Raw genomic sequence first — 26631 nt, 5'->3', positions numbered from 1 at the left:
CCGAGAACCACCCGTTTCGGAGCGGTCTTCGCAGTCTAGGGCGAGCGCGTCGGGCGAGTCTAGGCGGAAGCTGTGAGTCCGCTCCGACTCCCTCAGCCGCCGACGAGGGCGACGCGATCGAGCAGCTCGGCCCTGACCTCGGTCACCAGCAATTCGCGCGCGCCTTGCAGCACGGCATTGTCACGCACCGTGGTCGCGACGACCTCCGGGTACCAGCGGCTCATCGTGCGGATGTGCTCGGCCACGAGCTCCGCCATGTCTGCACCGCCGGCGCTGCCCGTCGGCCCGCTGAGCACGATGAGCTCAGGGTCGAGCACGGAGAGCAGCGGGGTCAGGCAGATCGCGATGCGCGGAGCGAGATCCTCGAGCACCGAGCGACGGTTCGGCGCGGAATCCAGCGCCGCGAGCGTCGCGGCGAATCCATCGCCGCTGATTCCGTGGCCGTTGAGCAGGGCGAGAACGGCGCGACCGCCGATCAGATCCTGCACCTCGCGCAACGAATCGCCGTAGTGACTGGCCGCGTGGGGGATGGGCGTGAAGCCGATCTCCCCTGCACCGCCGAAGGCTCCGCGGTGCAGCGATCCGTTGATGTCGAAGGCGGCGCCGACGCCGTTGCCGAGCCAGATCGTCACGAACACCTCGCGACCGAGGCCCGCGCCGGCGACGCGCTCGGCCGTCGCGGCGAGGTTCACGTCGTTCTCGATGCGCACCTGCACACCGAGTTCCGCCTCGAGCAGCTCGCGCACGCCGGTCACCGGCCACTTCGGCAAGGCCTCGGTGAACAGTTCGTCGTCATGGCGCGGATCGACATAGCCGGGGATGCCGATGCAGAGCTTGTGCACGGCTGCCGGGTCAGCGCCGCTGGCCTCGCAGGCACGCTCGATGGCGCCGCGCACATCGCGTACGGGGTCGCGTTCGGAGAGCTCGGCCGACAGCGCGGCGGAGACCGTCGGATGCTGGGTTCCCGCCGCGTCGACGACGCTTGAGCGGATCTCATCGGCATCGAGGTCGATGGCTACGCCGATGGCGCCGTCAACGCGCGCGGCGTAGATGATCGGCGACGGACCGGGGGTGCCGGTCTGCCTGCCGGCCTGCACGATGAAACCGGACTGCTCCAGCCGGGTCATCATGAGCGAGGCGGTCGGCTTGGAGACGCCCGCGAGCTCACAGATCCGGTTGCGGGTCAGCGGCCCGTGTTCGAGCAGCATGGCGAGTCCCGTGCGGTCGTTCACCGCTCCGAGCCACGCGGGAGTTCCCTGTGAGGAGTTCACAGCCACGGCGCCGCCTTCGTGCAGTCATGCGGCCGTGGCCGCCTTGTAAGGAGTCCTGACGAGCATAGCGTCGCTCGGTGCCGCACTCGTTCCCCTGACGCGCCACTCGGAGCCGCCCGAATACCGCCGGGCTCCGGCGCCCCGCTCAGGCGAGCGTCGCCAGCACACGCTCGTGAGCTGCGGCATCCGCCCCGATCTGGTCAAGAACGAGCAGGCTCGCGCCGACGACGGGGCGTGCCGTGACCACCTCCGGCCTGGCCAGGGGGGCCGCCTCGGCCAGCCCGCCCCGGATGCCGGAGAGCAGCCGGGCATTGCCGGCGGCGATCACTCCGCCGCCGAGCACCACGGGAACGGCACGGTGCAACAGCTCGAGCCGCCGCAGCGCGGTCACCGCCATCACCACAATCTCCTCGACCTGGCGATCAAGCAGCGCGAGCGCTGTCCGGTCTCCGGCGTCGGCGGCCGCGAACAGCACGGGCGGGAGCGATGCCAGCGCGGCACCCGGCAGACGGCCGAAGTGCAGCGCCTCGGTCACGGCGCGCACCGTCGGAAGCCCCAGCGCCGCCGGCAGGGCGGTGCGCAGCAGCGTCTCCTGCCCGCGCCCGTCCTCTGCGCGTGCGGCGTGCCAGAGTGCCTCCTGGCCGAGGTGGCCGCCGCCGCCCCAATCGCCGGAGATCGAGCCGAGCGCCGGGAATCGCACGCTGGCGCCGTCTTCCCGCACGCCGATGGCGTTGATGCCGGTGCCACAGACGACGGCGACGGCGTTCGGCTCGCCCGTTCCGACTCGCAGCAATGCGAAGAGGTCGTTGTCGACGACGGGTGGCCGCGCCGTGTTCCGCGCCCAGCCGAGGCCAGAGATCGCCGCGGTGAAGTCCTCGATCTCCGCGGGCAGGTCGAGGCCGGAGATGTAGCAGGCGACATGCTCCGGTGCCGAGCCTGCCGTGGCGATCGTCTCGCGCACCGCGGCGTCGAGCACGTCGACTGCGGCGGCGAGGCCGATATTCTGAGGGCTCGAACTCGGGCCAGATGCGCGCGCGAGGATCTCGCCATCCGGGGTGAGCGCGACGGCATCAGTCTTGGACCCTCCGCCGTCGACGGCGATGAGTACCCGCCGTGTCATCGGGCCCAGGCCAGGTGCTCGCGGTTGCCGGCGATCAACAGCTCGCTGAGCTTCTCCGCGCGGTCGTACTGCAGCACGAGCGGGTGCGCCATCATGGCGCGCACCACCCGCTCGCGACCGCCGTGGATGGCGGCGTCGAGCGCGAGACGCTCGTAGCCTGCGACGTTCGCGATGAGTCCGGCGATGTCGTCGGGCAGCGGTGCGACGGGCAGGGCGACGAGGCCGGAGCTGTTCACCGTCGCCGGCACTTCGATCACATGGTCATCCGGCAGGAACGGCAGCGTGCCGTTGTTGGCGAGATTGACGACCTGGGCGTCGCCACGATCATTCAGAAGCGAGGCGATCAGGTCGACGGCGGCCTCGGAGTAGAAGGCACCGCCACGCTTCTCCAACTGAGCCGGCTTCGTCGTCACGCTCGGGTCTGCGTAGATCTCGAGGAGCTGCTTTTCGACGTCGAGAACGGCGTGGGCGCGGGTGGGTTCGCCGAGTTGCTCACCGAGCACGACGTCGTGAGCGTAGAAATAGCGCAAGTAGTAGCTCGGCACCGCGCCCAACATGGTGATCAGGGATGCCGGCAGGCGAACCTCTTCTGCCACAGCTGGCAGATGGGAGCTGAGAAGTGCGGGGAGCCGATCGATTGTTCCTGACGGGGTCTTCACCCGCACGCCGCGCTCCCAGCTGAGGTGGTTCAATCCGACATGGTCGAGGGTGACGTTCCGGTGGTCAACTCCGAGAATGTTCGCAAAGCGGCGTTGGAAGCCGATCGCGACGTTGCAGAGCCCCACGGCGCGGTGCCCTTCGTTCAACAAAGCGCGGGTGACGATGCCGACGGGGTTCGTGAAGTCGATGATCCATGCGTCTGGCTTCGCGTGCTTACGGATGGTCTCCGCGACCTGCAGCACCACGGGAACCGTGCGCAACGCTTTCGCAAACCCGCCAGGACCGGTGGTCTCCTGGCCGATGCAGCCACAGTCGTGAGGGAACGATTCGTCGCCGTGGCGGGCGGCCTGCCCGCCGACACGCAGTTGCAGCAGGACTGTGTCCGCATCCGAGACTCCCGCAACGAGGTCGGTCGTCGGGATCACCTTTCCCGGGTGCCCGGCTGCGGCGAACATGCGTTGTGAGATTCCCGCGACCAGGGCGAGCCGTTCGGGGTCTGTGTCGACGAGCCAGAGCTCGTCGATCGGGAGCCCGTCACGCAAGCGCGCGAATCCATCGATGAGTTCAGGGGTGTAGGTCGACCCTCCACCAACAACAGTGAGTTTCATGATTATCCTTTGACTCCAGTCAGGGTGATGCCCTCAACGAACACGCGTTGGGCGAAGAAGAAGATGAGAACGACGGGCACGGTGACGAGCATGGTCATCGCCATGGTGAGGCCCCAATCGGTGCCGTGAATTCCGCGGAATGAGGCCAGACCGTAGGCGACGGGCCATGCATCCTGGTTCTCGGAGGTGTACAGCAGCGGGCCGAAGTAGTCGTTCCAGGAATGGAAGAACATGAAGATTCCGGTCGCGGCGATGCCGGGTTTGGCCATGGGCACCATGATGCGCGTGAGTACACCGAACTCGCCGTTGCCGTCGATGCGCGCAGCGTCGGCGTACTCGCTTGGGATGGTGAGGAAGAACTGCCGCAGCAAGAAGATGGAGAATGCATCTCCGAGCAGGTTCGGCAAGATCAGCGGCCAGAGTGAGCCGGTGAGACCCAGGTCTGACCACATCACATAGATCGGGATGGCCGTCACCTGTGGTGGTAGGAGCATCGCGATGATGATGGCGGTGAAGACCACGTTCGACAGGCGAAATTTGATCTTGGCCAGCACATAGGCGGCGGGAACGCTCGACACGAGCATGAACACGGTCGCGAGGATCGCGTAGATCGCCGAGTTGGTGAACCATCGCACGAGGGGTGCCTCGGTGAACACGGTGGTGTAGTTCGACCATTCGAACGGTTGTGGCCAGAGGGCCGCGGTGAGCGTTTGATCGCTTGACATCAGCGAGGTGAGAAACACGAAGATGATGGGCGAGACGAACATGATCGCCAGTGCGAGCAGGATGGCATTCTCGCCGATCCAGTAGAGCGTGCGGCGCATTATGAGGTGCCCTCCGGGGTGAAAGCCTTGAATCGGCGCAACAGCAGAATCAAGAGAATGCTGGCGACGATGAACAACAGCACGGCCAGCGCCGATGCATAGCCCAGCTGATAGTTGCTGAAACCGCGTACGTAGAGCCATTGGGTGTACGTGAGCAGAGAGTTGCCCGGATAGCCAAGTGAACTACCGGTTCCTCCGCCGACAACGGCCTTTCCGCTGGCCACCCCCGAGGCCACGGCTGCTTCGGTGAAGTACTGCAGCGCGGCGATCACACCCGTGATCACGGCGAACATCAGCACCGGTGTGATGCTCGGGAAGGTGACGTAGCGGAGCTGTTGCAGGCCGTTTGCGCCATCGAGCGATGCGGCCTCGTACTGGTCGCGCGGCACATCGAGCAACGCGGCCAGGAAGATGACCATGATGTCGCCCATCACCCACACGCCCAGAATGACGAGCGAGGGCTTCGACCACGATGGGTCATTGAACCAGAGTGGTCCTTGGATGCCGAAGAAGCCGAGGATCTGGTTGACGGGGCCGGTTCCCGGATTGAACAGGAACACGAAGGCGACAACAGAGGCCACGGGCGGCACGAGTGCCGGAAGGTAGAAGATCGTGCGCCATGCCCCGCTGCCGTGCTTGGCCCGCACGAGCAGCCCGGCGATGCAGAGCGCGAAGAAGATCTTGATGGGAACCAGGAACACCACGAACCACAGGGTGTTGAGCGTCGCAATCCACACCTTGGGGTCCTGAGTGAACAGGTATTCGTAGTTGCGCCAGCCGATCCACTCCGGTGGAGAGACCATGTCGTATCGCGTGAACGAGTAGTAGATGGAAGCAACGAGCGGGTAGACGAAGAAGATCGCCATGCCGAGAAGAGCCGGTGTGAGCAGCACGATCACGGTGAGAGCGCGGTTGCGGTGCGCCCGGCTCGACCGGCCGCGGCCGTTGGCCACAGTGCGGGGAGGGTGGGGCACCGCGGGGCGGCCGGCCGAAGCCGGCTGCCCCGCAGTGGTCGTCGTGGAGCTCATTACGGGCCGCTTACCAGGTTCAGCTGGTCGTTGATCTGCGTGTCAACCTCGGCGAGGCCCGCTGGAAGGTCGTCGACGGCGCCGCTTTGGTAGCTGAGCCAGAGGTCCTCGAATGCCTGCTGGTAGCCGGCTCCGAGCGCGCTCGGTGGGGTGGTCGTCGAATTCGGGTTCTGCATGATGTCGAGGAAGGTCTGGAACTGCGGGGAGACCTCGAGATCGGGTGACGCCAGTGCGTCGGTCGTTGTCGGGGCGTTCTTCAGCCCGTTCGAGAGTTTGACGCTGGCAGCCGTATCGGTCGTGAGGTATTTGAGAAGTGCCCATGCGAGCTCGGGGTGCTTGGAGCCCTTCGCGATGCCGGCGATGTTTCCGGTCACGTAGCCACCGCCGTAGAGGGAGGGGTCGCTGGCGAGTACCGGGATCGGTGCCGTGCCGTAGTTGAGCTCCGGTGCCTGATCGTCGATGAACGCCGTGCGGTACTCGCCGTCGATGTTCATCGCAACGGTGCCACGCTGGAAGGCGTTGTCGGCAGAGAACTCCTGGCCGAGACCGGCGGTGAATGCGCTGAGCTTGTCATAGCCGAGCGCATCGATGAAGCCCTTCTGCCACTCCATCAGCTCTGACCAGCCCGGCGAGCTGGATATGGCCGATGTGCCATCGCCGTTGAGCCACTCCGTGTCGCCGAGCGGGCTGAAGTTCGCCACCGTGTTCTCGTACCAACCCATCATCGGGTTGAAGCCCAACGTCTTGATCGATCCGTCATCGTTGAAGGTCGTGAGCTTCAGCGCCATCTCCTGTAGCTCATCCAGGGTCTTGGGTGGCTCGGTGAAGCCGCCGGCCGCGAGCAGATCCCGGTTGTAGTAGAAGCCGTATACGTCCGCGAGCACCGGCATGCTGCAGCGCACGCCGTCGAATTCCGTGTAGCTGCGCACGGTGTCCGAGAACTGATCGAGGTCGATGTCGTCACGCTCGATCACCTCGCCAAGATCACGGAAGGCACCTGTCGAGCAGAAGTTCCCGACGATGTCGGTGGAGTAACTGAGACCGAGGTCGACCTTGTCGCCCGTGGCGATGGCCTTGCGCAGTTTCTCATCGTCCTGGCCGCCGTGCACGTCAACGGTGACGCCGGGGTTGGCGGCTTCGAAGTCGTCGACCACCGACTGGATGACCTCGGCTTCGCGGTCGGAGAAGAAGTGCCAGAAAGACACCGTCCCCTCGAGCGTTTCGGGCTCTGTCGCCGCGAAGTCACTGCCAGTGCCGCCGCCCGAACTGCAGCCGGCGAGCACGAGGGCTGCTGTTGCCGAGATGGCGGCGAGGACGGCAACGCGTCGTGGGATATTGCGAGAATTCATGAGTGAGCTCGTTTCTGTGATGTCGAGAACCGGCAGTGCGCGCGCTGCTGTGAAGAGCAGAGCCAGAGCCAGATGGCCGGAGTGAAAGACCGACGGCGAGGGGAGCGCCGCAGGCAACGCGAAAATGGGGTCGTTCGAGCGCACGCCGAGTAGACCTGTGCCGCACTCATCGTCAATCGGTGCGGCGGTCGGCTGGAATGCACCCGCGGGGGCGGGCGAAGGTGTGAGCTACGCGGAGGGGGTGATGATGTCGTCGAGCAGTGATGTGCGCACATCTGCGACGAGGGCGTCGTGTGCACCGCGGAGCACTGGATGTGCCCCGACGGTCGTGGCGACGACATCCGGAGACCAACGGGTGGTTCTGCGGATGTGGGTTCGCACGAGTTCGGCGAGCTGGCTGCCGCCAGCCGCGCCGATCGGCCCCCCGAGCACGACGGTGCCGGGGTCGAGTACGGCGAGCACCGGAAGCACGCCGTGGGCGAAACGGTGGGCGAGCTCGGTGAGCACGGCTGATCGCACCTCGGGCGTCGCCGCCGCGAATCGGTGGAGCCGGTCGTCGAGCGTGCGCCCTTGCACGCCACTTGTTCGCAAGAAACGAGAGACGGCCGGGCCGCCCATCAGGTCCTGCAAGTTCTGGGCGGCCGGATCCATTCTGGCCGCGGTAAGCGGGATGGGCAGGTAGCCGATCTCTCCGGCTCCGCCGGCCGCACCGCGCAGCAGGCTGCCATTCTGGTCGATTGACACGGCGAGGCCGGCTCCGATCCAGACCAGGGCGAATCCGGCGGCATCGACGCCTGCGCCGCGAGTGCGCTCCGCGATGGCGGCGAGGTTGGCGTCATTGTCAATGGTGACTGCTCGCTGGAGGCCGTCTTCAAGGTGCGCACGCAGCCCACGCCGCGGCCATCCAGGAAGGTGTTCGGCGAAGCTCAGTTCGTCGGTGCGAGGATCGATCGAGCCCTGCACACCGATGAGCACACGGCGCACGGTGTCCGGATTCCTGCCGGCCGCGCCACAGGCGGCATCGATAGCTGAGCGGATGTCGCCGAGCGCGCTGCGCTCGCCGCCGCGTGGCACGGGCATGGAGATGATGGGATGTTCGGCGCCACTGACGTCGGCGACGGTCGCATTGATGGCCGTCGGTGTGATGTCGACCGCGACGCCGATGGCCCGATCGGTGTACACGGCATAGGCCGCGGCGTTCGGCCCGCGCCCGCCCGAGACCTGGGTGGCCTCGTAGATGAGGCCAGCCTCTTCGAGGCGGGAGACGATTTGCGCGGCGGTGGGCTTGGAGAGGCCGGAGAGCTCGCCGATACGGTTGCGGGTGAGTGCACCATGGTCGAGAAGCAGGGTCAGCGCGGTGCGGTCGTTGATTGCGCCGAGCCAGCCGGGGGTGCCCTGGGCGTTCTTGCTTGCCACGATCTCTCCTCTGAGCTGGTCTGCCGGATTGGTGATTCCGCTTGCGAGTCTTGCACGCGGGCGCTGTTTCCCATGCCGTAGGAAAAATGTAACAAGAAAGTTTCTTAATAGAAAGAGTGTGGCGAAATATTTTTGTGTGGCCGGCGCGCGCGTGGGCTACGCGGCACGTCAGGGGGCACGTCAGGGGATCAGTTCATGCCGGCGTCAGCGCTTCGGAGCGGGTCGCGGCGCCCAGCCCTGCTCGCCGATCAGCGGCACGAAGCGCACAGCGCCGAAGCTCTCGCGGTGCCAGTCGTCGCCGTGCCTGGTCGCCGAGACGAGTTCCTGCCAGCCGCGACGCTCCTCGATGGGCATCACGAGGCGACCGCCGTCGGCGAGCTGTTCGCGGAGCGCGGCCGGCAACGTCGGCCCGGCGGCCGAGACGATGATCGCGTCGAACGGGGCCTCGGCCGCCAGTCCGATGCTCCCGTCGCTGCAGAGCACGTGGGCGTTCGCGTAGCCGAGGCGCGCGAGACGCTCGGCTGCCGTCGCGGCCAGTTCCGGCATCCGTTCGACGCTCCACACCTCCGCCGCCATCACGGACAGCACGGCGGCGGCATAGCCGGAACCCGTTCCCACCTCGAGCACCCGGCTGCGCGGCCGAATGTGAGCGGCCGCGGCCATCAGAGCGACGATGTACGGCTGCGAGATCGTCTGCCCGTCGCCGATCGGCAGCGGATGGTCGCCGTAGGCGTCGTCGATGTCGCGCGGCCGCACGAATTCCTCCCGGGGCACGGAGGCCATGGCCTCGAGCACCGATCTGTCACGGATGCCGCGGCGGGCCAGCTGCCACTCGAGCATCTCCGCCCGTCGTGACGCGAACTCGGTCACCCTTCCAGTACAGCACCGCTCGGGCGGGGGCGCTACGCCCGCTCGCGGTTGGCCTCGATCACCCGGCGGTACCAGTGGTAGGAGTCCTTGGGTGTGCGCTTCTGCGTGTCGAAGTCGGTGTGCACGAGGCCGAAACGCTGCGAGTTGCCCACTGCCCACTCGAAGTTGTCCATGAGCGACCAGTGGAAGTAGCCGCGCACATCGACGCCTTCCTCGATCGCATCGGCGATGGCACGCAGGTGCGCGTCGGTGTAATCGATGCGGCGCTGGTCGTCCACGCGGCCTTCGCCATCGGGCCCATCGTTGATGGCCGCGCCATTCTCGGTGATGTAGACCGGCGGCAGGGCGTCACCGTAGCGCTCCCGGAACGAGAGGAGCAGTTCGGTGAATGCATCGGGCACGACGGGCCAGTCGAAGTCGGTGCGCGGGTAGCCGTCGATGTCGACGAGTTCGAACGGCAGGCTCGCGTCCAGCTCGTGGCCGTCGATGAGTGCCGGACCGTCGCTCTCGCCCTGGCGTGCGCTGTAGCCGGGCGCTGCGACCATCGTCGGGTTGTAGTAGTTGATGCCGTACCAGTCGATCGGGCTGGAGATGATGGCGAGGTCGTGCTCCAGAACCTCGGCCGGCGCATCCGGGAGCAGGCCAGCCAGTGCCTCGGGGTAGCGGCCGGTGAGGATCGGGTCGGCGAAGATCCAGTTGGCGATGTTGTCGTAAAGCCCGGCCGCCTCCTGGTCGGCTGCGGACTCGCTGGCGGGCCAGCTCGGGGCGTGGTTGTTGGCGACGCCGATGTTGGACGCGCCGGCGGCGCGGAGCGCCCGCACGGCCAGGCCGTGGCCGAGCAGCAGGTTGTGCGCCGCGGGCAGGGCCTCGAAACCGAGCTGGAGGCCGGGGGCCTGGATGCCGGCGCCGTAGCCGAGCATGGTGAGCACGACCGGTTCGTTGATCGTGATCCAGCGCGGAATCCGGTCGGCGAAGTGCTCACCGACGATGCCGGCGTACTCGCCGAAGCGCAGCGCCGTCTCGCGGTTCAGCCAGCCCCCCGCCTGCTCCAGCGGCAACGGGGTGTCCCAGTGGAACAGCGTCGGCGACGGCGTGATGCCGGCGTCGAGCAGCCCGTCGACGAGGCGGTCGTAGAAGTCGAGCCCGAGCGGGTTGATGGCGCCCGATCCGGCTGGCTGGATGCGGCTCCACGAGAAGGAGAAGCGGTAGGCGTCGACGCCCAGCCCGGCCATCAGAGCGATGTCCTCCGGGTAGCGGTGGTAGTGGTCGCAGGCCACCTCGCCGCTGTCGCCGTTCAACACACGACCGGGCTCGGCGCAGAATGCGTCCCAGGAGCTCGGCCCACGGCCGTCCTCGGCCGCGGCGCCCTCAATCTGATACGCGGCGGTCGACACGCCCCAGAGGAAGCCGGTCGGCAGCACGGGCAGGGTGGGCGGCTGGTTCATTGATGGCCTCTCGACGGCGCTGTCTGGGGTGATGCTCCGAGGCTGGTCGAAAGGGGGAACTAAGTCAAGCGTCTGGGTCAATTGACCCACATTTGTTTTTGTGCGACCTCGCGCTGTCCGTGGCCCTCGGGCGCCATGCGCCGCTAGAGTTTCGAATTATGGCGGCCCGCCGCTCATCACCGTTTCGCCCGTTCGCGTCCGCGGAGAGCACAGCTCCACGGGGCCTCTACTGCAAGGAATCCGATGTCCAGCAGCAAATCCAACCGAAACCACAACACCAGCCACAACAACAGCGGCCGCAGCACCGCCAGCCGTAGCAACGCCAGTCACCACGAGGAGACCCTCGCCGACACCGAGAGCATGCGGAGCAAGCAGGGACTCTGGGGTGCGTTCGCGGGCCTGATCGTCGCGGTCCTGATTGCGTTCCCGCTGTCGGCGGCGTGGGCCTTCGCAACGCACCCGACCTCGCAGAAGCTCTTCGGCGGGCGGCTCGAGGAGGCCTCGCAGTTCGGCTACTCGCTGTTCTGGTGGCTGATGGTGTTGCTCATCGTCTCGCTGCCGTTCCTCGTCGGCTTCGGCATCGCCAAGCTCAGCTCCAGGGGCCTTGCGATCGCGGGCGCCATCATCGCGGTGTTCATCATCCTGATTCTCGTGCTCGGCCAGATGTTCGTCTTCTAGACGAAGCCCGCAACGCCTCATCCGCTCGCCAGAGAATGTTCAGATCCGCCGGATCCTGCACACTCGCTGGCGAGTGGGTGCGTTAACGACGAAAGCGGCCCACTGTCGTGAACCGCTTCGTGCTTGTGCCCCCGGAGGGATTCGAACCCCCGACCTTCGGTACCGGAAACCGGCGCTCTATCCCCTGAGCTACGGAGGCGCTTGAACGAGATTACCCCATTCGGGCGGGCCGGCGAGACCACGGCCGGCCGCCCGGCCCGACGGGCTACTGCGGCAGGTGGGAGAGCGCCGCGCGCACCAGCGTGTCAGCGTCGCCCGGCTCGAAGAACATGGTGGAACTCGCGGTCAGCCAGTACGTCGGAGTGAACACCTGCACCTCGCCCGCGCCACCGACGACTCGGAAGAATCCGGTCACGGCGGGGGGAGCGCCGTAGGTCGGAACGGGCTGGCTCGCCGTGGCCGCGGCGTTCAGCGCCAGCGTGAGCTGCTCCGGGCTCGGCTGCGAGAGGGCGAAGTTCATCAGCTCGCCGCTGGTCTGGTGCAGGTAGCCGCAGGCGATGCCGCTGTCGGCAACCGCTGCGGCGGCGAGCGACCCCTCCGCGGGCACGAAGCCGGGGTCGGTGCTGACATTCGGGTTGAAGTCGTAGATGTCCTGCGGCGTGAGCAGCTCGTCGCAGCTGAGCGTGATCGGTGTGCCGGGCACGGCCGTCTCGGTCGGCTGGGCCGTCGGCTCCGTGCTCGGGGCATCCGTCGGCTCTGCGGTGGCCGATGCGCTCGGATCCGGGCTCGGGCTCGCCTCGGCAGCGCAGCCGGAGAAGCCGATGACGGCCAGGAGCGCGAGGGATCCGACGGTGAGAACAGAGCGCGAGCGGGCGCGGCCAGCGGCAGTGGAGACAAGAGGCATGTAGGCGACTTTAGCAATCAGAGGGCGCGACTAAGATTGAGCCTCGTGACTCCCGCAGAACTCTCCCAGTCCCTCGTCGGCATCGTTCAGACCATCGTCGACGCCCGACGCGAGCGCGGCAGCGAGAACAGCGGCGAGAATACAGCGGATGCCGCCCCGGCGCTCAGCGCGGCCGATGTCGTGCTCGAGCGCCCGAAGAACCGCGAGCACGGCGACTGGGCGTCCAACATCGCCATGAAGCTCGCCAAGCCGCTCGGCGTGAACCCGCGCGAGCTCGCCACAGAGATCGCCGCGGCCGCCGCCGGAATCGACGGCATCGCCAGCGCCGATGTCGCCGGCCCCGGCTTCATCAACTTCCGCATCGACGCGGCCGCCGCCGGAGTGCTCGCCCAGCGCATCGTCGAGGCCGGAGCGGACTACGGCCGGAGCGATGCCCTCGTCGGCAGCACCATCAACCTCGAGTTCGTCTCGGCGAACCCGACCGGTCCGCTGCACATCGGTCACACCCGCTGGGCGGCGCTCGGCGACTCGATCGGCCGCGTGCTGCGCGCTGCGGGCGCCACGGTCGCCAACGAGTACTACATCAACGACGCCGGCAACCAGATGCAGAACTTCGGCGCATCCGTTCTCGCCGCGGCCAAGGGCGAGCCGACACCTGAGGGCGGCTACCCCGGCGCGTATATCGCCACGCTGGCCGAGCAGGTGCTCGCCCGCGAGCCCAAGCTGCTCGAACTCGATGATGCCATCGCGCTGCATACGGCCACCGAGATCGCCTACGAGCTGCAGCTGGCCGAGATCAAGGCCTCGCTCGACCGCTTCAACGTGCAGTTCGATGTCTGGACCAGCGAGCGCACCCTGCACACGGCCGACGCCGACGGCGTCTCCGACATCGACACCGCCGTCGAGCGGCTGCGCGCCCAGGGCCACGTCTACGACGAGGACGACGCCGTGTGGGTGCGCACGACCGACTTCGGCGATGACAAGGACCGCGTCATCCGTCGTGGCAACGGCATCTACACCTACTTCGCCGCGGATGCCGCCTACTACCTCAACAAGGGCGACCGCGGCTTCCAACACAAGATCTACCTGCTCGGCGCCGACCACCACGGCTACGTGCACCGCTTGAAGGCCCTCGCCGGTGCCGCGGGAGACGACCCCGAGAAGGACGTTGAGGTGCTGATCGGGCAGCTCGTCAGCATCAACGGAGCCAAGCTCTCCAAGCGTGCGGGCAACATCATCGAGCTCGACGACCTGCAGGCCTGGCTCGGCACCGACGCGCTGCGGTACACGCTCGGGCGCTACCCGGCAGACTCCCCGCTCACGATCGACCCGGAGATCCTGCAGCGCCGCACCAACGACAACCCGGTCTTCTACGTGCAGTACGCCCACGCCCGCACCTGCTCCGTCGCCCGCAACGCGAAGGGCTCCGGCGTCGACCGCAGCGCCTTCGTCCCCGAACTGCTCGACCACGAGACCGAATCGGCGCTGCTCGGCGGGCTGCAGGAGTTCCCCCGGATCGTGCGGCAGGCCGCCGATCTGCGCGAGCCGCACCGGGTCGCCCGCTACATCGAAGAGCTGGCCGGCCTCTACCACCGCTGGTACGACAACTGCCGCGTCATCCCGCTCGGCGAGGAGCCGGTCGGCGATGTGCACCGCACCCGGCTCTGGCTGAACGATGCCACCGGCCAGGTCATCAAGAACGGCCTGGGCCTGCTCGGGGTCAGCGCACCGGAACGGATGTAACACGATGTCTGGGGGAGGCACGATGTCTGGGGGAAACAATGCGGGTCACGACATGCTGACGCCGGCCGAGGCGGGCACCGGTGGCGCGACGCGCAGCCGCCGACCGCTCGTGATCGTGTTGAGCGTCGTCGTCGGCATCGCCGCGCTCGTCGGGCTCTTCTTCGTCGTCGACGCGATCGTCCGCGGCATCGCAGAACAGCGCGTCGCAGAGGAGATCGTCGGCCAGCTCCCCGAGAACGTCACGGCCACCCCGACCGTCACGATCGGCGGCACCAGCGTGATCGCGCAGTATCTCGGCGGCAGCTTCGATGACATCACGATCGAGGCCCCCGATTCCGTCCTCGACGGCATCCCGGCCGATGTCACCCTGCACGCCACCGGCTTCCCCGTCGACGGCACTCAGCCCGTCACCGCGCTGAGCGGCACGGCGACCCTCAGCGAGGACGCGCTCAACCAGCTGATCGAGCGCACGGCGCCGAATTCGGCCGTGCAGCTCGGCGATGGCGAACTGAGTTACGCGGCATCCGCGACCTTCTTCGGCTTCACCGTCGGCTACCGGGTCACCGGCGAGCTCGAGGCGGCCGGCGACCACGTGCTCGTCACCCCGACGGGCGCCGATGTCACGGCGGGCGGGGGCAACCTCGACCTCAGCAATCTCGTCGAGATGATCGTCGGCTCTGAGCCGGTGAGCATCTGCACGGCGCAGTACCTGCCGGAGGGCGTCGAGGTCGCCGATATCGACGTCGCCCCCGACAGCGCAACGGTGCGCCTCGCCGCGGCCGATCTCGTGATCGACGAGAACACGCTGAGGACCCTCGGGAGTTGCACGCCGTAACCGATTCGCTGGGGCCACGCTGTTCTCGCTAGTATTTGCGGTACCTCGCCCCACCGTCGGCGGCGTTGTCTGTTTGCTGGCTTCAGGGACCAATCCGGGTTCGCTCGCCGCGCAGTGTGACTCCCACTCGTTCTCTTCGTGAGGTCTTCACCGTGGCCATATTCGCCCTTGCCCCCGATTGGCTGACCGTTCCGGTCGACGCCAACGCACTCGATCCAGCCATCTGGCCGCAGAACTCCGAGCGCACCGCGAGCGGTGAGATCAGCGTCGCCGGCGTCAGCGCAACCGAGCTGGCCGCCCAGTTCGGCACCCCGCTCTACGTCTTCGACGAAGACGACGTCCGAGCCCGCGCGGAGCACCTGCGCGTAACATTCGAGGCCGCGTTCGCCGCCGTCGGAACCACCGTCTCCGTCTACTACGCAGGCAAGGCGTTCCTCAGCACCGCCGTCGTCGGCTGGGTTCTGGGCGCCGGCCTCCGCATCGACGTCTGCAGCGGCGGCGAACTCGCCGTCGCCCTGGCCGGTGGCGCGGATGCCGCCCAGCTCGGTTTCCACGGCAACAACAAGTCGCTCGCCGAAATCGAACGCGCCGTCGGCCTCGGGCTCGGCACCATCGTGATCGACAGCGCGATCGAGATCGAGCGCGTCGCGGCGGCCGCCACGCGACTCGGCCGTACCCAGGCCGTGCGCCTGCGCGTCAACAGCGGCGTGCACGCGCACACCCACGAGTTCCTGGCGACCTCCCACGAGGACCAGAAGTTCGGCATCACGCTCTCCGATGCAGCGGAGCTCGTCGCCGCCATCCGCGCGCACGACAGCCTCGACTTCCGCGGTCTCCATTGCCACATCGGCTCGCAGATCTTCGACGCGGCCGGTTTCGCCGAGTCGGCGGCCCGACTGCTCTCCCTGCACGCCGAGCTGCTGGCCGACGGCCCCGTTCCCGAGCTCAACCTCGGCGGCGGCTTCGGCATCGCCTACACCGCTGCAGACACCCCGACCCCGCTCGAGGAGCTCGCCGCCGGCATGGCCGCGGCCGTCGCCGCCGAGTGTGCGCGGCTGCAGATCCCGCTGCCGCACATCGCGATCGAGCCCGGCCGCTCCATCGTCGGCCCTGGCGGCATCACGCTGTACGAGGTCGGCACGACCAAGCAGGTGACGGTTCCGGACGCCGCGTCGAACGCCGATGACGACGTCACCCGGCTCTACGTGAGTGTCGACGGCGGCATGAGCGACAACGCCCGCCCTGCGCTCTACGATGCCGACTACACGGTGCGGGTGGCCAATCGGGCGCCTGCGGCACAGCCGCGCCTCGTGCGGGTGGCCGGCAAGCACTGCGAGTCCGGCGACATCGTCGTCGACGCCGACTACCTGCCCGGCGACGTGACCCCAGGCGATCTGCTCGCCGTCGCCGCGACCGGCGCCTACTGCTTCTCGCTCGCGAGCAACTACAACTATCTCGGTCGCCCGCCCGTCGTTGCCGTGCGGGGCGGCGTCGCCCGCGTGATCGTCCGAGGCGAGACCGAGACCGACCTTCTGGCCCGCGACACCGGTGTCGCGCCCACTTCAACAACCACCGAGGAGCGCATCCGATGATCGCCTACCGTTCCCTGCGCGTCGCCCTGCTGGGCGGCGGCTCCGTCGGCGCCCAGGTCGCCCGCCTGCTGCTCGAGGAGCAGGAGGAGCTCGCCCTGCGCGTCGGCGCCAAGCTCGAACTCGTCGGCATCGCCGTGCGAGACGTCAACGCGACGCGCACCGTCGACCTCCCGAAGGAGCTCTTCACCACGGATGCCGAGTCCCTGATCCTCGGCGCCGACGTCGTGATCGAGCTGATGGGCGGCATCGAGCCGGCCCGCACCCTGATCCTGCAGGCGCTCAGCTCGGGAGCCGACGTCGTCACCGCCAACAAGGCGTTGCTCGCGACACACGGACCCGAGCTGTTCGCGCTGGCCGAGCAGGTCGGCGCCCAGCTCAACTACGAGGCGGCCGTCGGCGGCGCGATCCCGATCATCCGACCGCTGCGCGACAGCCTCGCCGGCGACACCGTGCGCCGCATCCTCGGCATCGTCAACGGAACGACGAACTTCATCCTCGACCAGATGGACTCGACCGGAGCGACGCTCGAGGATGCCCTCGCCACGGCGACGGAGCTGGGCTACGCCGAGGCCGACCCGACCGCAGACATCGGCGGCTTCGACGCGGCGCAGAAGGCCGCGATCCTCGCCGGCCTCGCCTTCCACACCACGGTTCCGATCGAATCGGTCTACCGCGAGGGCATCACAGAGGTCTCTGCCGAACAGATCGCCTCCGCCCAGAAGGCCGGCTACGTCGTCAAGCTCCTCGCCGTCTGCGAGCGGGTCACCGACCCGGTCACCGGCGCGGAGGGCGTCTCGGCCCGCGTGCACCCGGCCATGGTTCCGCGCGAACACCCGCTGGCCGCCGTGCGCGGTGCCAACAACGCCGTCTTCGTCGAGGCGGAGTCCGCCGGCAGCCTGATGTTCTACGGAGCGGGCGCCGGGGGAGTCGAGACGGCATCCGCGGTGCTCGGCGACCTCGTCTCGCTCGGCCGCCGCCACGTCGCGGGCGGTCCTGGCCTCGGTGAGTCCACCCACTCCGAACTGCCGATCCTCGACATCGGCAGCGTGAGCACCCGCTACTCCGTGAGCCTCGAGGTCGCCGATGAGCCCGGTGTTCTCGCAACGATCGCCGGCGTCTTCGCCGAGCACGGTGTCTCGGTCGAGCTCGTCGAGCAGTCGGTCCGCGGCGACTCCGGCACGGCTACCCTTGTGATCGGAACCCACAAAGCCCCCGAAGCGGCCCTCGCCGCAACGGTCGACGCCCTGTCGTCAAACAGTGTTGTGACATCCGTCGCATCCGTCATCAGAGTTGAAGGAGCCCAGCGCCCATGAACGCCCAGCCCAGCCCCACTTCACGGCAATGGCGCGGCGTGCTGCGTGAATACGCGGACCGCCTGAATGTGACGGACGCCACCCCCGTCATCACCCTGGGTGAGGGTGGAACCCCGCTCATCCCGGCCGCGGCGCTCTCCGCCCGCACCGGAGCCAAGGTGTGGGTCAAGTTCGAGGGAATGAACCCGACCGGTTCGTTCAAGGACCGCGGCATGACCATGGCCATCTCGAAGGCCGTCGAGGCCGGAGCCAAGGCCGTCATCTGCGCGTCCACCGGCAACACCTCGGCATCCGCCGCCGCCTACGCCACCCACGCGGGCATCACCGCAGCGGTGCTGGTGCCTGAGGGCAAGATCGCCATGGGCAAGCTCAGCCAGGCCGTCGTGCACAACGCGCAGCTGTTGCAGGTGCAGGGCAACTTCGATGACTGCCTCGACATCGCCCGCGACCTCGCGGCCAACTACCCGGTGCACCTGGTGAACTCGGTCAACCCCGACCGCATCGAGGGCCAGAAGACGGCGGCATTCGAGGTCGTTGAGGTGCTCGGGGATGCCCCGGACTTCCACATCGTTCCCGTCGGCAACGCCGGCAACTACACCGCGTACTTCCGCGGCTACAGCGAAGAGCTCGAGCGCGGCGCGACCACCAAGCTGCCCCGCATGTTCGGCTTCCAGGCCGCCGGCTCCGCGCCGCTCGTGCTCGGCCACGTCGTCAAGAACCCCGAGACGATCGCCAGCGCCATCCGCATCGGCAACCCCGCATCGTGGGAGCTCGCCCTGAACGCGCGCGAGGTCAGCAACGGCTACTTCGGCGCCATTGACGACGCCCGCATCCTCGAGGCATACCGCATCCTCGCCGGCGAGGTGGGCATCTTCGTTGAGCCCGCCTCCGCCATCAGCGTCGCCGGTCTGCTCGAGCAGGCGGATGCCGGCAAGATCCCCGCCGGCGCCACCGTCGTGCTCACGGTCACCGGCCACGGCCTGAAGGACCCGCAGTGGGCCCTGCAGACCGCAGACGGCTCTGCCGTCCAGCCCACGATCGTGCCGGTCGACACCGCAGAGATCGCCGGCGTGCTCGGCCTGGCCAAGGCATGACCAGCGGCGACATGCCTGGCGCCGGGAACGCGCAGCGGAGCACTCCGCTGACCGAACTCGGCGCACTCATCGACGGCCGCCGTGTCGAGGTCAAGGTTCCGGCCACCACCGCGAACCTCGGCCCCGGCTTCGACACCCTCGGCCTGGCGCTGGCCCAGTACGACGACCTCGTCGTGACCGCAACCGCGGCACCCGGCGTCTCCGTCGATGTCCGCGGAGTCGGCGCCGGCGAGGTGCCCACCGATGAATCGCACCTCGTCGTCCGGGCCATCGCGCACGCCTTGGCGCACTACGGCTACGCCCTGCCGGGGCTGCACCTCGAGGCGCACAACACGATTCCGCACGGCCGTGGCCTCGGATCCTCCGGCGCGGCCATCTCGGCCGGCGTCATCGCCGCGCGCGGCCTGCTCTCCGGCATCGCCGACATGAGCGACGCCGACGCACTGGTGCTGGCCACCGAGCTCGAGGGGCACCCGGACAACGTCGCGCCCGCGCTCTTCGGTGGGCTGACAATCGCATGGGTGACGCCGGATGGCCCGCAGCACAAGAAGCTGATGGTGCACCGCGGCGTCTCTCCCGTCGTCTTCGTGCCGGAGGCCGAGATGTCGACGGCGCTGGCCCGCAGCCTGCAGCCGGAGTCGGTGCCGCACGAGGACGCCGTGTTCAACGTCTCGCGCTCGGCGCTGCTGATCGCTGCCCTCATCCAGAGCCCGGAGCTGCTGCTCGCGGCCACGGAAGACAAACTGCACCAAAACTACCGTGCGGCCGCGATGCCCGAGACGAACAGTCTCATCTCGCTGCTGCGTGAGGCGGGCCTTCCGGCCGTCGTCTCCGGTGCTGGTCCATCGATTCTGGTGCTGGCGAGCGACCCCAGCCAGCGCCTGATCGCGGCCGAGCTCGTCGCGCAGCACGCGGAGACCCCGTGGCAGGCGCTCATGCTCGCCGTCGACGTCAAGGGAACGGTGCTGAGCGTCAGCTAGCTGACATCAGCCAGCACCGATCCTTTCGTCACACTGCACGTGTTGCAGATTCGAGCGGATGCCGCAGCCTCACGCTGCCGGCATCCGCTCGTCTCGTCTCCACCGGTCAGTTCTCGCAGCTACTGGTGTGAGGCGCAAGGGTGTCAGGCTCAAGCGCGTCTGGCAGATGGCGGCGAGCATCGGTATCTGATTCGTGGGCTTCCTTGGAAATGGGCTGCCGCCTTTCGTGTCGCTTCGCGACACGCCGGCGAGTGGCGCGAGGTGCGTTGTGCGGGAACGCCCTGTTCGGGGTGCTAGGCTGACAACGCACCCGGTAAACGACGCTCACCAGCGAACCAGAACCCGGTGTATTTCTAGCAACTATTGCTTCCGCTCGCGCCCACTGCTCTGCGCGTCATCTCTCTTGATACTCGCTTTCAGAAGCTCGAACGATCAGCTCCCTGGCACACCCATGTTGTGCACAGGCGGAAGGACCACAACCCCATGACTGATGTCACACCCGGCGCTACCGGCGCCCACACCCGCACCGCACTGAACGCCCTGCGCGTCGCCGAGCTCCAGGCTCTGGCGAACGAGCTCGGCATCAGCGGAGCAGGCAAGCTCCGCAAGGGCGAGCTTGTCGACGCGATCACCGAGTCCCAGGCATCAGCGGCGTCCGCTCCTGCCGAGGCTCCGGCCGCTCCGGTCGCAGCCGCTCCGGTCGCTGCCCCGGTCGTCGCCGAGGCTCCGGCCGCCGCCGCTCCGGTCGCTGACGAGGTTCCGGCAGTGCAGCCGGCCCGCGCCAAGCGCGGACCACGTCGTGCGAGCACCTCCACCGCCGCAGCCGGCCACATCAACATCGAAGGCGGAACCGGGCTCGACAGCCTCGTGCCGGCCCTCGACGCCGTCGCAGCCAACAAGGCCCAGAAGGTCGAGCGGGCCCAGCAGACCCAGCCGGTCGAGCAGCCCGAGCAGGCTGCGGAAGCCGTCTCAGCCGAGACCGGCGAGGCAGCGGGCGAGAAGCCCGCCGGACAGAACGAGCGCGGCGGCCGCAACCGTCGTAAGAACGGCCGCGCAACGGATGCGACGGCAACCGCTGAGGCAGCGCCCGCCGCAGAGGCGGCCGGCGACGCCGCCGTCGCAGCCGAGCCTGCCGAGTCGGACGCCGCGGCGCCGGCAGCCGAGGAGCCCCGCCAGGGCCGCGGCCGCAACCGCAACCGCAACAAGCAGCAGAACACGGCAGAGCAGTCCGACGACCGCCAGCAGGCCGACCGTCAGCAGGCTGACCGTCAGCAGGCCGAGCGTCAGAACACCGAGCGTCAGAACACGGAGCGTCAGGGCAACCAGCGCAACCAGCGCGGCCAGCAGCAGGAGGGCCAGGGCGCCCAGCAGGCTCAGAACCGCGGCGAGCGTGACAGCGCTCGTGAGCAGCGCGAGATGCTCGACGGTGAGCGCGGCGGCCGTAGCCGTTACCGCGACCGCAAGCGTCGTGGCGGAGCCAGCGACGAGGACTTCGAGCCGGAGCTCAGCGACGACGACGTGCTCGTACCAGTCGCCGGCATCCTCGACGTGCTCGACAACTACGCCTTCGTGCGCACCAGCGGCTACCTGCCGGGACCGAGCGACGTCTACGTCTCGCTCGGCCAGGTCAAGAAGTACAACCTCCGCAAGGGTGACGCCGTCGTCGGCTCCATCCGCCAGCCGCGCGAGGGCGACGCCAACGGCCGCCAGAAGTACAACGCGATCGTCAAGGTCGACTCGATCAACGGCCAGAGCGTCGACGAGGCCGCGGCCCGCGTCGAGTTCCAGAAGCTCACCCCGCTCTACCCGCAGGAGCGTCTGCGCCTCGAGACCGAGTCCGGCAAGCTGACACAGCGCATCATCGACCTCGTCGCCCCGATCGGCAAGGGCCAGCGCGGCCTGATCGTCGCGCCGCCGAAGGCCGGCAAGACGATCGTGCTGCAGCAGATCGCCAGCGCCATCGCCATCAACAACCCCGAGGTCCACCTCATGGTCGTTCTGGTCGACGAGCGCCCAGAAGAGGTCACCGACATGCAGCGCACCGTCAAGGGTGAGGTCATCGCCTCCACCTTCGACCGCCCGGCAGAGGACCACACCACGGTCGCCGAGCTCGCCATCGAGCGTGCCAAGCGCCTCGTTGAGCTCGGCCACGACGTCGTCGTGCTGCTCGACTCGATCACGCGCCTCGGCCGTGCCTACAACCTGGCTGCCCCGGCATCCGGTCGTATCCTCTCCGGTGGTGTCGACGCCTCGGCGCTGTACCCGCCCAAGCGCTTCTTCGGTGCCGCCCGCAACATCGAGAACGGTGGCTCGCTCACCATCCTGGCGACCGCGCTCATCGAGACCGGCTCCAAGATGGACGAGGTCATCTTCGAGGAGTTCAAGGGCACCGGCAACATGGAGCTGCGCCTCTCGCGTCAGCTCGCCGACAAGCGCATCTTCCCGGCCGTCGACGTCAACGCCTCCGGCACCCGCCGCGAGGAGATGCTGATGAGCGCCGACGAGGTCAAGATCACCTGGAAGCTGCGTCGCGCCCTCGCCGGTCTCGACCAGCAGGCGGCCCTCGAGGCCGTGCTCGGTCGCCTCAAGGAGACCCAGTCCAACGTCGAGTTCCTCATGCAGGTGCAGAAGACGATGCCGGCCGGTGGCAACAGCCACGAGAACGACCACCGCTAGCTCTCCGTCAGAACCCGTCTGGGCCAGCCGCGCACGATCGTGCACGGCCGGCACAGGCGGGTTCTTGCCGTTGAGAGAGAATGAGTCACGGAGGAAGTCATGTTTGAATCTGTTCAGGTCCTGTTCAAGGAACACGCCGAACTGCAGGAGCAGCTCGCCGACCCCGCGTTGCACGCGGACGCGGCGCGCGCCAAGAAGGTGAACCGGCGCTACGCCGAGTTGTCCAAGATCGTCGCGGCGCACGAGGGCTGGGTGCAGGCCCAGGACGACCTCGCCGCAGCCAAGGAGCTGGCGAAGGAAGACGACGCCTTCGCCGAGGAGCTCCCCGCCATGGAGGAACAGCTGGCGACAGCGCAGGAGAAGCTGCGCCGTCTGCTGATCCCGCGCGACCCGGATGACGGCCGCGATGTGATCATGGAGATCAAGGGTGGCGAGGGCGGCGCCGAGAGCGCGCTGTTCGCCGCGGACCTGCTCCGCATGTACATCCAGTACGCGGCATCCAAGGGCTGGAAGACGGAGATGCTCGAGAGTGACGAGAGCGATCTCGGCGGCTACAAGAACGTGCAGATCGCAATCAAGTCCAACGCCACCGACCCGTCGCAGGGTGTCTGGGCTCACCTCAAGTACGAGGGCGGTGTCCACCGCGTGCAGCGCGTTCCCGCCACCGAGACGCAGGGCCGCATCCACACCTCGACCACCGGTGTTCTCGTCTTCCCCGAGGTCGACGAGCCGGAAGAGGTCGAGATCCAGGCGAACGACCTCAAGATCGACGTCTACCGTTCCAGCGGCCCCGGCGGCCAGTCGGTGAACACGACGGACTCCGCCGTGCGCATCACGCACCTTCCGACCGGCATCGTCGTCGCCATGCAGAACGAGAAGAGCCAGCTGCAGAACCGCGAGGCCGGCATGCGCGTGCTGCGCGCCCGCATCCTGGCCCGCCGCCAGGAGGAGCAGGCAGAGCTCGACAGCGCCAAGCGCAAGACGCAGATTCGCACCATGGACCGCTCAGAGCGCATCCGCACGTACAACTTCCCGGAGAACCGCATTGCGGACCACCGCACGGGGTACAAGGCGTACAACCTCGACTCCGTCATGAACGGCGCACTCGAGCCCGTCATCGAGTCGGCGATCCAGGCCGACGAGGAGGCGCAGCTCGCCGATATCGGCGACCAGGGCAAGTAGCGCAGCGCACGACGCACCAGACGGTGGCGCAGACGGCTTCGGCCGCTCTGGGCCACTTTCTGCATTCCGGGCCAGTTTCTGCGTTCCGCGCCACGTCATGTGGCGTGGCGCTCCCTGCACGGTGCAGTAGTGTCGGCGGTACGGAGTCACACTGGCCCCCGTGAGCGGATGAGCACATGCCTCCAACGCACGAAACGGTTCTCGGTGTGCTCGGCGCATCGCGCAAGCCCGATGAACGACGAGTCCCCATCCACCCGGCGCACTTCGAGCGCATCGCGGAGTCGCTGCGCCCGCGCATCATCGTCGAAGAAGGCTACGGCAGGCACTTCGGTGTCGGCGATGCCGAGATCGCGCCGTTCGTCGGTGGGATCCGGCCGCGCGACGAGCTGATCGCGGCATCCGATGTCGTGCTCCTTCCCAAGCCGCAGCTGGAGGATGTCGCCGGGCTCCGAGACGGCCAGACGCTCTGGGGCTGGCCGCACTGCGTGCAGGACGCCGCGCTCACCCAGCTCGCCATCGAGAAACGCCTGACGCTCATCGCGTTCGAAGCGATGAACCACTGGCAGAGTGACGGGGGGTTCGGCCTGCACGTCTTCCACAAGAACAATGAGATTGCCGGCTACAGCTCCGTGCTGCATGCGCTCGGCCTGTGCGGTTCAACGGGCGACTACGGCCGCCGGATGACGGCGGTCGTGATCGGCTTCGGCGCCACGGCGCGGGGGGCTGTGACGGCGTTGAACGCCCTCGGAATCCACGACGTGCGCGTGCTCACCAACCGCCGCGTCGCCTCGGTCGCCGCACCGATCCACTCCGCCCAGATCGTGCAGTTCGACCATGATGACGGCCCCTACCTCAGCGAGGTCATCACCGACGAGGGCAGGGTTCCACTCGCCCCGTTCCTCGCTGAGAGCGACATCGTGGTCAACTGCACGCTGCAGGATCCGAACGCGCCGCTGCTCTACCTGCGCACCGCCGACCTCGGCGCCTTCCGCCCCGGCAGCCTCATCATCGACGTCTCCTGCGACGACGGCATGGCGTTCGACTGGGCCCGCTCGACGAGCTTCGCCGATCCGATGTTCACGGTGGGCGGCAGCATCAACTACTACGCCGTCGACCACAGCCCGTCTTATCTGTTCAACTCCGCGAGCTGGGAGATCAGCGAGGCGCTGCTGCCGTTCCTCGGAACGGTCATGGCCGGGCCGAGCGCCTGGTCCGGCAACGAGACCATCAGCCGTGCGATCGAGATCGACGGCGGGGCGATCGTGAACCCCGCGATCCTGGCGTTCCAGCATCGAGAGTCCGTGTATCCGCATCGCCGTCTCGGCTGAGGCATCGCGCCGACGCGCTCTGCGCCACTTCCGGCGATCCTGCGCCACTTTGTGTGGCGCAGAGCAGCACGAACGGGCGCGGAGCGCCCGGCATCGGCAGTGGCGGCTGTGCGGTCGGCTAGATGCTCCAGTCGTGCACGCCGCGGGCGGCATCCGTGGTCTCTGGCTTGACCGGGCGGATGTGCGCCGGAATGCCGATGACCAACGAGTGCGGGGGAGCGTCCTTGCTCACGACGGCGTTCGCGCCGACCGTGCTCCACGCGCCGATCACGATGTCGCCGAGCACCTTCGCGCCGGCACCGACGGTCACGCCGTCCTCCAAGGTCGGGTGCCGTTTCTGGCCGGGTGTGAAGCCGTGGCGGCTCTTCCCGCCGAGCGTCACGCCGTGATAGAGCATCACGTCGTCGCCGAGCACGGCCGTCTCGCCGATGACGACGCCCATGCCGTGGTCGATGAAGAGTCGGCGCCCGATCGTGGCGCCCGGGTGGATCTCGATGCCCGTCAGGAAGCGGGTGAACTGTGAGAGCAGCCGGGCCGGAAGGCGGAATCCGCCCTCCCAGAGCCGGTGTGCGAGCCGATGGCTCCATACGGCGTGCAGGCCAGAGTAGGCCAGGAAGACCTCCGCATTGCTCCGAGAAGCCGGGTCGTGGGCTCTGGCCGTGGCCACGTCTTCCCGGAGCGCTGCGAAGAAGGTCATCTGCTTAGTCAAGCAGGTCTTCGTAGAGCACGGTGCTGACGTAGCGCTCACCGAAGTCGGGAACGATCACGACGATCGTCTTGCCGGCGTTCTCCGGGCGCTTGGCGACCTCGAGGGCGCCCCACACTGCGGCGCCGGAGGAGATACCGCCGAGGATTGCCTCGTCGGTGGCGAGTCGGCGGGCGGTTGCGATGGCATCAGGGGTCGCGACGTCGATGACCTCGTCGTAGACGGTGGTGTCGAGGATCGCCGGCACGAAGTTGGCGCCGAGGCCCTGGATCTTGTGCGGGCCGGGCGTGCCGCCGCTGAGGATCGGGGAGTCGAGCGGCTCGACGGCGATGATCTGGATGTCTGGGTTGCGCTCCTTGAGCAGGCCGCCAGCTCCGGTGATGGTTCCGCCGGTGCCGATGCCGGCAACGAAGATGTCGATGTTGCCGTCGGTGTCGGCCCAGATCTCCTCGCCGGTCGTCGCACGGTGGATGGCCGGGTTGGCGGCGTTCGCGAACTGGCTGGCGAGAATGGCGCCCGGCGTCGCGGCCACGATCTCGTTGGCCTTCTCGACAGCGCCGCGCATTCCGTCGGCACCGGAGGTCAGCACGACCTCCGCACCGTAGGCACGGAGCAGCACGCGGCGCTCCTTGCTCATCGTCTCCGGCATCGTGAGCACGACGCGGTAGCCGCGTGCCGCACCGACCAGCGCGAGCGCGATGCCCGTGTTGCCGCTCGTTCCCTCGACGATGGTGCCGCCGGGCAGCAGCTCGCCAGAGGCCTCGGCCGCGTCGATGATCGCGACGCCGATGCGGTCCTTCACGCTGGCGGCGGGCGAGTAGAACTCGAGCTTGGCCAGCACGGTGGCGCCGGCGCCATCCGTGATGCGGTTGAGGCGCACCAGGGGGGTGTTGCCGATGGTGTCGACGATGCTGTCATAAATTCGGGATGCCATGAGCTGGGCCTTTCGGTGCAGATTCGACGGGGAGAGCACGGGGGAGAAACCACGGGAGAACGGGGAGTTGCGGAG

At 67.9% G+C, this 26631-nt stretch carries 22 protein-coding genes and 1 tRNA gene; 10 read left to right on the top strand and 13 right to left on the bottom strand.

From position 1 onward, the window contains the following. Positions 1–92 precede the first annotated feature (92 nt). The 9 genes from ASC66_RS02035 to ASC66_RS01995 all read right to left on the bottom strand — a co-directional run bounded on the left by ASC66_RS02035 (position 93) and on the right by ASC66_RS01995 (position 10591). Positions 93–1277, bottom strand: a complete 1185-nt coding sequence (locus ASC66_RS02035; RefSeq protein ID WP_055833990.1) for an ROK family transcriptional regulator — start codon at positions 1275–1277, stop codon at positions 93–95. Between the two features lie 139 nt (positions 1278–1416). Further along, a complete protein-coding gene (locus tag ASC66_RS02030) occupies positions 1417–2391 on the bottom strand; it encodes an N-acetylglucosamine kinase (RefSeq protein ID WP_055833988.1) in 975 nt (324 codons plus the stop codon). Further along, positions 2388–3659, bottom strand: a complete 1272-nt coding sequence (locus ASC66_RS02025) for a 6-phospho-beta-glucosidase (protein ID WP_055833986.1) — start codon at positions 3657–3659, stop codon at positions 2388–2390. The genes ASC66_RS02030 and ASC66_RS02025 overlap by 4 nt, the downstream gene beginning before the upstream one ends. 2 nt (positions 3660–3661) lie before the next feature. Next, positions 3662–4483, bottom strand: a complete 822-nt coding sequence (locus tag ASC66_RS02020; RefSeq protein ID WP_082491944.1) for a carbohydrate ABC transporter permease — start codon at positions 4481–4483, stop codon at positions 3662–3664. Beyond that, positions 4483–5511, bottom strand: a complete 1029-nt coding sequence (locus tag ASC66_RS02015) for a carbohydrate ABC transporter permease (RefSeq protein WP_082491943.1) — start codon at positions 5509–5511, stop codon at positions 4483–4485. Before ASC66_RS02015 ends, ASC66_RS02020 begins: the two co-directional genes overlap by 1 nt. Further along, a complete protein-coding gene (locus ASC66_RS02010) occupies positions 5511–6860 on the bottom strand; it encodes an extracellular solute-binding protein (protein WP_055836145.1) in 1350 nt (449 codons plus the stop codon). Before ASC66_RS02010 ends, ASC66_RS02015 begins: the two co-directional genes overlap by 1 nt. Positions 6861–7088: 228 nt before the next feature. Continuing rightward, positions 7089–8276: an ROK family transcriptional regulator gene (locus tag ASC66_RS02005; protein ID WP_055833983.1), complete on the bottom strand. Its 1188-nt coding sequence runs from the start codon at positions 8274–8276 to the stop codon at positions 7089–7091. 204 nt (positions 8277–8480) lie between these two features. Next, complete coding sequence (locus tag ASC66_RS02000; protein WP_235496631.1) at positions 8481–9146, bottom strand: protein-L-isoaspartate(D-aspartate) O-methyltransferase; 666 nt, start codon at positions 9144–9146, stop codon at positions 8481–8483. A 32-nt stretch (positions 9147–9178) separates the two neighbouring features. Continuing rightward, positions 9179–10591 carry a glycoside hydrolase family 1 protein gene (locus ASC66_RS01995; protein ID WP_055833978.1) on the bottom strand — a complete coding sequence of 471 codons (1413 nt, stop codon included), beginning with the start codon at positions 10589–10591 and terminating at the stop codon, positions 9179–9181. Positions 10592–10834: 243 nt separating this feature from the next. Between ASC66_RS01995 and ASC66_RS01990 the strand changes: the two genes are divergently transcribed. Then, complete coding sequence (locus ASC66_RS01990; protein WP_055833971.1) at positions 10835–11269, top strand: hypothetical protein; 435 nt, start codon at positions 10835–10837, stop codon at positions 11267–11269. A gap of 126 nt (positions 11270–11395) precedes the next feature. Here ASC66_RS01990 and ASC66_RS01985 read toward each other — a convergent pair. Together ASC66_RS01985 and ASC66_RS01980 are read right to left on the bottom strand one after the other, a co-directional pair. After that, positions 11396–11468: transfer RNA gene (locus tag ASC66_RS01985), tRNA-Arg, on the bottom strand. 66 nt (positions 11469–11534) lie between these two features. Continuing rightward, positions 11535–12173, bottom strand: coding sequence for a hypothetical protein (locus tag ASC66_RS01980; protein ID WP_055833968.1), 639 nt, complete (start codon positions 12171–12173; stop codon positions 11535–11537). Positions 12174–12218: 45 nt separating this feature from the next. Between ASC66_RS01980 and ASC66_RS01975 the strand changes: the two genes are divergently transcribed. From ASC66_RS01975 to ASC66_RS01935, 9 genes are all read left to right on the top strand, one after another. Beyond that, positions 12219–13916, top strand: a complete 1698-nt coding sequence (locus tag ASC66_RS01975) for an arginine--tRNA ligase (protein ID WP_055833965.1) — start codon at positions 12219–12221, stop codon at positions 13914–13916. A 22-nt stretch (positions 13917–13938) separates the two neighbouring features. After that, on the top strand, positions 13939–14751 hold the full coding sequence (locus ASC66_RS01970) for an LmeA family phospholipid-binding protein (protein WP_162243461.1): 813 nt from the start codon (positions 13939–13941) through the stop codon (positions 14749–14751). Between the two features lie 158 nt (positions 14752–14909). Further along, positions 14910–16343 (top strand): diaminopimelate decarboxylase, encoded by a 1434-nt coding sequence (lysA, locus tag ASC66_RS01965; protein WP_055836142.1) that lies wholly within the window; start codon positions 14910–14912, stop codon positions 16341–16343. Beyond that, the gene (locus ASC66_RS01960) at positions 16340–17656 is read left to right on the top strand and encodes a homoserine dehydrogenase (protein ID WP_055833960.1); all 1317 of its coding nucleotides are present in this window, start codon (positions 16340–16342) and stop codon (positions 17654–17656) included. The genes lysA and ASC66_RS01960 overlap by 4 nt, the downstream gene beginning before the upstream one ends. Next, positions 17653–18750 (top strand): threonine synthase, encoded by a 1098-nt coding sequence (gene thrC / locus ASC66_RS01955; RefSeq protein ID WP_055833957.1) that lies wholly within the window; start codon positions 17653–17655, stop codon positions 18748–18750. The genes ASC66_RS01960 and thrC overlap by 4 nt, the downstream gene beginning before the upstream one ends. Positions 18751–18761: 11 nt before the next feature. Beyond that, on the top strand, positions 18762–19730 hold the full coding sequence (gene thrB, locus ASC66_RS01950) for a homoserine kinase (RefSeq protein ID WP_055836139.1): 969 nt from the start codon (positions 18762–18764) through the stop codon (positions 19728–19730). A 483-nt stretch (positions 19731–20213) separates the two neighbouring features. Continuing rightward, positions 20214–22406, top strand: coding sequence for a transcription termination factor Rho (gene rho / locus ASC66_RS01945; protein WP_055833954.1), 2193 nt, complete (start codon positions 20214–20216; stop codon positions 22404–22406). A gap of 99 nt (positions 22407–22505) precedes the next feature. Continuing rightward, a complete protein-coding gene (gene prfA / locus ASC66_RS01940; RefSeq protein WP_055833951.1) occupies positions 22506–23588 on the top strand; it encodes a peptide chain release factor 1 in 1083 nt (360 codons plus the stop codon). A 176-nt stretch (positions 23589–23764) separates the two neighbouring features. Then, entirely contained in the window at positions 23765–24916 is a 1152-nt protein-coding gene (locus ASC66_RS01935; RefSeq protein WP_055833948.1) for a N(5)-(carboxyethyl)ornithine synthase, read from the top strand. A 118-nt stretch (positions 24917–25034) separates the two neighbouring features. Here ASC66_RS01935 and epsC read toward each other — a convergent pair whose 3' ends face one another. Together epsC and cysK are read right to left on the bottom strand one after the other, a co-directional pair. Continuing rightward, complete coding sequence (epsC, locus tag ASC66_RS01930; RefSeq protein WP_055833946.1) at positions 25035–25613, bottom strand: serine O-acetyltransferase EpsC; 579 nt, start codon at positions 25611–25613, stop codon at positions 25035–25037. 4 nt (positions 25614–25617) lie between these two features. Further along, positions 25618–26556 (bottom strand): cysteine synthase A, encoded by a 939-nt coding sequence (gene cysK, locus ASC66_RS01925; RefSeq protein ID WP_055833943.1) that lies wholly within the window; start codon positions 26554–26556, stop codon positions 25618–25620. Positions 26557–26631: the final 75 nt, after the last annotated feature.

The organism is Leifsonia sp. Root4 (assembly GCF_001425085.1).
GTDB lineage: Bacteria > Actinomycetota > Actinomycetes > Actinomycetales > Microbacteriaceae > Microterricola.
This window is presented reverse-complemented; position numbering and strand designations above follow the sequence as displayed.

What these genes read in the sequence shown, in the direction of transcription:
- ASC66_RS02025 (WP_055833986.1), bottom strand. Translation starts at nt 3,659, where the DNA reads ATGAAACTCACTGTTGTTGGTGGAGGGTCGACCTACACCCCTGAACTC.
- rho (WP_055833954.1), top strand. Translation starts at nt 20,214, where the DNA reads ATGACTGATGTCACACCCGGCGCTACCGGCGCCCACACCCGCACCGCA.
- prfA (WP_055833951.1), top strand. Translation starts at nt 22,506, where the DNA reads ATGTTTGAATCTGTTCAGGTCCTGTTCAAGGAACACGCCGAACTGCAG.
- ASC66_RS02010 (WP_055836145.1), bottom strand. Translation starts at nt 6,860, where the DNA reads ATGAATTCTCGCAATATCCCACGACGCGTTGCCGTCCTCGCCGCCATC.
- ASC66_RS01995 (WP_055833978.1), bottom strand. Translation starts at nt 10,591, where the DNA reads ATGAACCAGCCGCCCACCCTGCCCGTGCTGCCGACCGGCTTCCTCTGG.
- thrB (WP_055836139.1), top strand. Translation starts at nt 18,762, where the DNA reads ATGCCTGGCGCCGGGAACGCGCAGCGGAGCACTCCGCTGACCGAACTC.
- thrC (WP_055833957.1), top strand. Translation starts at nt 17,653, where the DNA reads ATGAACGCCCAGCCCAGCCCCACTTCACGGCAATGGCGCGGCGTGCTG.
- cysK (WP_055833943.1), bottom strand. Translation starts at nt 26,556, where the DNA reads ATGGCATCCCGAATTTATGACAGCATCGTCGACACCATCGGCAACACC.
- ASC66_RS01970 (WP_162243461.1), top strand. Translation starts at nt 13,939, where the DNA reads ATGTCTGGGGGAAACAATGCGGGTCACGACATGCTGACGCCGGCCGAG.
- epsC (WP_055833946.1), bottom strand. Translation starts at nt 25,613, where the DNA reads ATGACCTTCTTCGCAGCGCTCCGGGAAGACGTGGCCACGGCCAGAGCC.
- ASC66_RS01960 (WP_055833960.1), top strand. Translation starts at nt 16,340, where the DNA reads ATGATCGCCTACCGTTCCCTGCGCGTCGCCCTGCTGGGCGGCGGCTCC.
- ASC66_RS02030 (WP_055833988.1), bottom strand. Translation starts at nt 2,391, where the DNA reads ATGACACGGCGGGTACTCATCGCCGTCGACGGCGGAGGGTCCAAGACT.
- ASC66_RS02015 (WP_082491943.1), bottom strand. Translation starts at nt 5,511, where the DNA reads ATGAGCTCCACGACGACCACTGCGGGGCAGCCGGCTTCGGCCGGCCGC.
- ASC66_RS02020 (WP_082491944.1), bottom strand. Translation starts at nt 4,483, where the DNA reads ATGCGCCGCACGCTCTACTGGATCGGCGAGAATGCCATCCTGCTCGCA.
- ASC66_RS01980 (WP_055833968.1), bottom strand. Translation starts at nt 12,173, where the DNA reads ATGCCTCTTGTCTCCACTGCCGCTGGCCGCGCCCGCTCGCGCTCTGTT.
- ASC66_RS01935 (WP_055833948.1), top strand. Translation starts at nt 23,765, where the DNA reads ATGCCTCCAACGCACGAAACGGTTCTCGGTGTGCTCGGCGCATCGCGC.
- ASC66_RS01990 (WP_055833971.1), top strand. Translation starts at nt 10,835, where the DNA reads ATGTCCAGCAGCAAATCCAACCGAAACCACAACACCAGCCACAACAAC.